5 protein-coding genes are annotated in these 6,590 nt (G+C 73.2%); 3 read left to right on the top strand and 2 right to left on the bottom strand.

Translation table 11 applies throughout. From position 1 onward, the window contains the following. Positions 1–334 precede the first annotated feature (334 nt). Positions 335–2,071 (top strand): ubiquinone-dependent pyruvate dehydrogenase, encoded by a 1,737-nt coding sequence (gene poxB, locus ACZ38L_RS32050; RefSeq protein ID WP_465699945.1) that lies wholly within the window; start codon positions 335–337, stop codon positions 2,069–2,071. 355 nt (positions 2,072–2,426) lie between these two features. Beyond that, complete coding sequence (locus ACZ38L_RS32045; RefSeq protein WP_465699940.1) at positions 2,427–3,086, top strand: alpha/beta hydrolase; 660 nt, start codon at positions 2,427–2,429, stop codon at positions 3,084–3,086. A gap of 344 nt (positions 3,087–3,430) precedes the next feature. Here the strand turns inward: ACZ38L_RS32045 and ACZ38L_RS32040 are convergent, their stop codons facing one another. Together ACZ38L_RS32040 and ACZ38L_RS32035 are read right to left on the bottom strand one after the other, a co-directional pair. After that, positions 3,431–4,768 (bottom strand): nucleotidyl transferase AbiEii/AbiGii toxin family protein, encoded by a 1,338-nt coding sequence (locus tag ACZ38L_RS32040; RefSeq protein ID WP_465699938.1) that lies wholly within the window; start codon positions 4,766–4,768, stop codon positions 3,431–3,433. Continuing rightward, positions 4,758–5,459: a hypothetical protein gene (locus ACZ38L_RS32035; RefSeq protein ID WP_465699936.1), complete on the bottom strand. Its 702-nt coding sequence runs from the start codon at positions 5,457–5,459 to the stop codon at positions 4,758–4,760. Before ACZ38L_RS32035 ends, ACZ38L_RS32040 begins: the two co-directional genes overlap by 11 nt. A gap of 189 nt (positions 5,460–5,648) precedes the next feature. Here ACZ38L_RS32035 and ACZ38L_RS32030 point away from each other — a divergent pair, with 189 nt between their 5' ends. Next, on the top strand, positions 5,649–5,897 hold the full coding sequence (locus tag ACZ38L_RS32030; protein WP_465699934.1) for a terpene synthase family protein: 249 nt from the start codon (positions 5,649–5,651) through the stop codon (positions 5,895–5,897). The last annotated feature ends 693 nt before the right edge of the window (positions 5,898–6,590 follow it).

Below are 6,590 nucleotides of genomic sequence, written 5' to 3'. Positions count from 1 at the left end.
CAAGCCATAAACATCCCCCCACCCTCCCCTCCCCCCCCCCCCTTCTCTCCCCCCCCCCCCCCCCCCCCCCCCCCCCCCCCCCCCCCCCCCCCTCCCCCGCCCTTCTCCCTCCCCCCCCCCCCCCCCCCCCCCCCCCCCCCCCCCCGACCGTCTGGTCCACCTCCACCCGGCCCGGCCTCGTTCTCCGGGTGCGGGAGCTGGCGGACCGGGTCATGCTGGTGCCGACCGCCTGCGCGCCTCCGCCGGCGGTCGTCAGCACGTCTGCGCAGGCCCGTTCGGGCGGGCGCTTGGCACGGAGGGCTGCCCCAGTGCGCAGCCCTGCTCGGGAGGACCGATGGCCGGCACCGTTGCGGAGCTGATCGTTGCCACGCTCAGGGCGTCCGGAGTGCGGCGCGTGTACGGTCTGCCGGGCGACTCGCTCAACGGGTTCACCGACGCCCTGCGCCGTGACGGCACCATCGCCTGGGGCCATGTGCGGCACGAGGAGGCCGCCGCGTTCGCCGCAGCGGGCGAGGCGGGCACCACCGGGGGCCTGGCGGTGTGCGCGGGCAGCTGCGGACCGGGGAACCTGCATCTGATCAACGGCCTGTTCGACGCGCAGCGCAGCCGGGTGCCGGTGCTGGCGATCGCCGCGCACATCCCGCAGGAGGAGATCGGCAGCAGCTACTTCCAGGAGACCCACCCGCAGGAACTCTTCCGTGAGTGCAGCGTGTACTGCGAGCTGGTCGCCGTCCCCGAGCAGGTGCCCCGGGTGCTGAACACGGCCATGCGCCACGCCCTCGAGCGGGGCGGCGTGGCGGTCGTGGTCATCCCCGGCGGTCTGTTCCTGGCCGAGGCTCCCAAGGGGGCGACGCCGCGCGCGGTGCTCAAGTGCTCCTCGCACGTTCGGCCCGACGAGGCGTCACTGGCTCGCGCCGCCGAGGTGCTCAACGCGGCCGAGCGGGTGGCCGTCCTGGCCGGGGCGGGCTGCGCCGACGCGCACGACGAGGCCGTCGCGCTGGCCGACGCGCTGAAGGCGCCGATGGTGCACTCGCTGCGCGGCAAGGAGTACCTCGAGCACGACAACCCCTACGACGTCGGCCTCACCGGGCTGATCGGCTACAGCTCCGGCTACCGGGCGATGGAGCACTGCGACGCGCTGCTCATGCTCGGCACCGACTTCCCCTACCGCGAGTTCTACCCGGACAACGCGCCCGTGGTGCAGGTCGACGTGCGCGGGGAGCACATCGGCCGCCGCACCGCCGTGGAGGTGCCGCTGGTCGGTACGGTCAAGGACACCGCCCAGGCCCTGCTGCCGCTGCTCCACCACCGCACCGACGACTCCTTCGCACGCATCATGACCGGCCACTACCGGCGGGTGCGCGCCCGCCTGGACGCCTTCGCCGAGGCCAAACCCGGCGACTCACCACTGCACCCGCAGTGCATCGCCGCCACCGTCGACCGGCTGGCGGCACCGGACGCGGCCTTCACCGCCGATGTCGGCACCCCGACCGTGTGGGCGGCCCGCTACCTGCGCATGAACGGACGGCGGCGGCTGATCGGCTCGTTCAACCACGGCACCATGGCCAACGCACTCCCACAGGCCATCGGGATCCAGGCGGCCCACCCCGACCGTCAGGTCGTCGCGCTGGCCGGTGACGGGGGCCTGGCCATGCTCCTCGGGGAGCTGCTGACGCTGCGCCAACTGAACCTGCCGGTCAAGATCGTGGTCTTCAGCAACGCCGCGCTGTCCTTCGTCGAACTGGAGATGAAGGCCGCCGGGATCGTCAACTACGGTACCAGCCTGCGCAATCCGGACTTCGCCGGACAGGCCCGCGCCGCGGGCCTGCACGCGGCCCGAGTGGAACGCGCCGGTGACCTGGAGGAGGCCCTGCGCACCGCCTTCGCGCACGACGGGCCCGCCTTGGTCGACGTCTCCACCCAGCGCCAGGAACTCTCCCTCCCGCCCAAGCTCACCTACGAGCAGCTCAAGGGCTTCACCCTCTTCGCCACCCGCACCATCCTCTCCGGCCACGGCGATGAGATCCTCGAACTGGCCCGCACCAACCTGCGCCAGCTCAGCCTCGAATAGCACGCTGTCGGATCCGGAGCCGGTACCGCCACATTGGTGGCAGGTGTTGTAGGTGCCGTGACCCCGGCCCGGGTCAGCGCCGGTTCAGTCCGAGGTGGGCGGGTCGATCGAACCGCGCATGGGTGGGTTCGGCCCGGTTGGGCGACGGGTTCTCTTCCTGAGCCGGCGGTCGCTTGCTGCGGCCAGTTGTTCAGGCAGCCGACTCGCGTTGGTACCGTGACGTTGTTCGTGGTCTACGCGTGGGGGGTGTCGTGATGGCTACAGAGGTCGTCGTCAGGACGGGGGTCAGGTACGGGGCCAGTGGCAAGCTCATGGACGTCATCAGCCTGTGGGCGCGTCGGAGCCTGTGCCCGCGGTGCTGCTCTGGCATGGCCGGGGCCCCGACGAACGGGACGTCCTCGCGCCGCTCGCCCGCGCCGCGGCGGAGCTGGGCGGCATCGTCCTGGTGCCGGACTGGCGACCCGACGCCCCGGACGGCGGGCGAACGCACCTGAGGGAGTCGGCCCGCTTCGCACGGCAGAACGTGGCCGACTTCGGCGGGGATCCCGAGCGGATCACGCTCGCCGGGTGGTCGCTGGGCGGCAAGGCCGCGGTGGGTGTGGCCCTGAATCCCGCCGCGTTCGGCAGCTGGAGGCCGCAAGCCGTCGTGGGAATCGCCGGTGCGTACGGATCGGCGGCACCGACCACCGGGACCGTCCCGATCGACGACCTCCGCCTGGGCGGCGGCCTGCTGCCGGCCAGGCCGGTGTGGTTGGTGCACGGCACCGCTGATCCGGTGGTGGACGTCGAGCGTTCACGCGAGTTGCGCACCTCTCTCGAGGAACACGGCTGGCCGGTGTCGCTCAGCGAGGTCGCGACCGATCACGCCGGTGTCATCATGACCGAGTTCGTCCCCGAGCACGACCGCTGCCTGCCCAGCACCGCCGACCACGCCGTCGAGGCGGGGTCGCGGACCGCCGACGTACTGGCCCGCGCCACTGGAATCACCGCTCGGCACTCCATCCGTCGATCGTGATCCCGCTGGTCGACGTCGGTGCGGAGACGGCCTCGGTGTTCCCCCGGAGACCGTCAAGGCACGTGGCCGCAGGGCGAGTTGCCCAATGCCCCGCTGCGCTTTCGGACACCCCGGGCAACTTCGGCCCACCACAACCAGCCCCCGCCCCCGCACCCCTTTGCAGCAAGTGACCCCGGTTGGCCCTGGGCGAAGACCACGGCGGGCCGGGCCCGACGGAGCGGCCCGGCCCCTCGTGGCCGGCCGCTGGATCGGAACCTGGCCGACACCGCCGCAGGACGAGCACGATCGGCACCTCGTCCGCCCGGCGCCGGCGCCCGGCACACGCGGTTCGCACCGCCGCCGGATCAGCGCTGCTCGGCGGCCAGCCGATCGGCCGCCTGCCGCAGCCCGTTGAGCCGCAGGTCGGTGCCGGCCAGGGGCTCCGAGGCGATCCGGTACGCCTCGCCGATGTCGCACCCCAGCAGTTCCGCCGTGACGACCAGGCTGTCCACCAGCCGCAGATCGGGCTTGCCCAGCATCCTGCGCCGGACCTCGTCCATCCCCGCCTCCGCCAGCAGTTGCCGGTACTGCGCGACCACGGGAGCCAGCCAGTCGGCGCGCAGCGCGTACTCGGAGCGGCCGGCGAAGGTCGGCGCGAGCGCGGCCAGCAGCCGGTCCGGGTACTCCTCGGCCGGATCCGGGTCGTCCTCGTCGGCCTCGACCCGGTCCAGGTAGTCCTCGCAGTGCTCGGCCAGATCCGGGTAGTCCTTGTGGAACTCGTCCCAGTCCACGCACAGGTCGGCGATGTCGGCCGGCACCAAGGGGTACCGCTGCCAGCTGGGGTCCGACAGTTCGAAGACCCGCCGCAGCAGCTCGTAGGGCACCTCGGTGGAGCGGGCGAGCAGGAGGGCGTCGTAGAGGTCCTTGCCCTGGGGGTGGCTGTCGGAGACCAGCCAGAGGATCTTCCACGCGAGCGAGAGCTGCGGCGTCGCGGTGAGCAGCCGGCTCGGCGCCAGGCCGTGCTGCGGCTCGGCCGGGAGGACCTCGGTGAAGGTGAAGTCGAGCTGGATCGCGCCGCCCGGGACGCCCTCGGCCGACCAGGGCAGCACCAGACGGCGGCCGGGGACGCGGCTGTACGTCCAGATCTCATCGGTCGCGGCGGCGTCGGCGTGCAGGCGCACCCGGGCGGGCGAGCTCTCCGCGGCGGTGATGTCCTGCGCTGCCGCAGCAGCGGTGGCGGCGATGTCGTGGAGCATGGTCTCGGTGCGGGCGTCCTCCAACTGCCAATCCCGTGGCCGGACGACGAAGTCCAGGTCGCCGGGCTCGCGCGCCTCCTCGCCGTACCAGGCCCGTAGCAGGAAGCTGCCGCGCAGGACCAGGTGCTCGGCCCAGGGGGAGTCGGCGATGGCCGACAGCACGGTCTCCAGCGCCTCCCGGCGGGCGGCGAGCCAGCGGGCGGCGAGTGCGGGATCCGCGAAGGCGGGCTCGCTCGGGCGCAGGGCCCGGGTGTACGCCGTGAGGGCCGGATCGAAGACGGGCTGCTGGGCGGCCGCCTCGTGGTCGATCGGCCACAGGCCCCTGGGCAGGTTGAGCCGGGCCCGGGTGCTCTCCGAGGGGGCCTGCCGGGGCAGGGGAACCTCCTTCCACGGTCCGTAGCCGAGGTCGTCCCACTCGGTGTCCGTAGCGGTCGGGTCAGCGCTCATCGGGTCGTGCCCTTTCTTCCGCGCCGGGGTACTCGTCGATCCAGCCCGCGTCGAGCGTCTCGTCGCTGTCCAGCACGACGAACTCCCGCTCCACCGAGGCGACGGGCCAGCTGGCCGCGCCCAACTCGGTGAGCAGGGCAGCCAGCTGACGGCCGGCGGTTGCGAGGCCGACCAGGCGGGCCCGCTGGGTGACGAACCGTTCGCGCAGCCCGTCGGGGCGCACACGGCGGGCGTTGCGGGACAGGTGCGCGCTGTGGCGGGTGGCGATGGTGGCGAGTGCGCCGGTGTCGGCGTCCTCGGACAACAGCAGTTTGACGTGGTGTTCGAAGTAGCGGGCCGGCCCCAGACGGGCCGCGTCGCCATCCGACTGCGGAAGCCCCCGCGCCCACGGGGCCGCCTCGATCTTCACCCGCAGCACGGCGAACCCCGCCTCGGCCAGCCGTCCGGCGGTCCGCCGCGTCTGCGCCGCGACCTCCTGGAACCGACCGGAGCCGCGCAGGGTGAGCATCGGCTGCGAGGCGGCGGCTCCCCGGGCCAGCAGGATGTGGGTGAACTTCAGGCCGTGTTCGGCCGCCCATTCGGCCAAGGCGTCGGCGGACTCCGGACGCACCGTCAGGTGCGCCTCGAAGTCGCCGGACACCTCGGGCAATGGGGGGCTTTCGAGGGCCGGGGCAGGCCGGGTGACGATCATGCGGGCATCCTGGCAGGCCCCGCCGGCAGCGGACCCGGCGGGGTCGTCCGCTGGTGGGCGGGCACCGCCCCACGGAAGCCTCGGCGGGGGCGAAGGACCGCACAACGGCACGTCGAATGGCCGCGTTCCCACGGTCTGCTGGTTGGCGAGGCGGCCGTCCACCGGCACGAGGACGCCGGCTACGAGGAGTTGGCGGCGCGCTTCTATCCGGACGCGGTGGGGGAGGACCTCGATCTCGACGTCGACCTGATGAGGTGGTTCTTCGTCTTCGACGACCTGTTCGACGGGGTGACCTGTGAGGACCCGGCCAGGGCCCGGACGCTCGTGGACGGCGTCGTCGACGTGCTCGGGCGGCAGGCGGCGGCCTTTGACCCGCCCGTGGTACAGGCGTTCGCCGACCTGTGGCGGCGCGGCCGCGAGGGCATGTCTGCGCGGTGAGGCCTCCGTGCCGCCGAGCACTGGCGTCGGTACCTCCAGGGGTACGTCATCGAGGCGTCCGGGAGAAGGTCCTGGCCGAGATCGCCGCGGCCTCCGACGGGGGCCCGCCCGATCCCGCCGACCTGCCCTACACCCGGCAGGCCATCCCCGCCCACCCGCGTCCGGGTGCTGCCCCGATGAGGCCGAAGGTGCTGTATGGCCGGATCGCCCTGGTGAACGCCGCCGTCCCGGCTCACGCTTCCGGGACGGTGTCCGGGCCGAGGGCCGCGGCGCGCACGCACCGCTCTCCACCTCCAGTGATCATGAATCACTCCGAGGACCGCACGAGCCCTGCTGGGAGCGGCGACGGCGGGTCGGGTGGCGGGTGCGCTCGACCGCGGCGGAGCCGCCCCTCAGCCCGACCCGTGCGCTCCTGTTCCGCCCGGCTCCGCAGTCCTTCCGGGGTGGAAGTCCGGGTCAGGCCGGGGCTCGGTGACCCGTTTGGCGCACATACGGGGTGAGGGCGCGCGTCGTTGGTGGTCGCATGAGGAGAGTGAATATGCCGACCAGCTATGCGAGAAGAGCGGAGCCCTCGATCGGGAGACGCCTCCTCGCTCCGGAACGGAGGAGCGTGGCCGGTGATGTGCGCGGCGACTCCCTCGCGCGTGACGGCGAACGTGGGCCATCCGTGTGGGTGGCGCAGGCCCGGGGTCG

Source organism: Kitasatospora sp. NPDC024654 (genome assembly GCF_055559155.1).
This window is presented reverse-complemented; position numbering and strand designations above follow the sequence as displayed.

What these genes read in the sequence shown, in the direction of transcription:
- poxB (WP_465699945.1), top strand. Translation starts at nt 335, where the DNA reads ATGGCCGGCACCGTTGCGGAGCTGATCGTTGCCACGCTCAGGGCGTCC.
- ACZ38L_RS32040 (WP_465699938.1), bottom strand. Translation starts at nt 4,768, where the DNA reads ATGAGCGCTGACCCGACCGCTACGGACACCGAGTGGGACGACCTCGGC.
- ACZ38L_RS32035 (WP_465699936.1), bottom strand. Translation starts at nt 5,459, where the DNA reads ATGATCGTCACCCGGCCTGCCCCGGCCCTCGAAAGCCCCCCATTGCCC.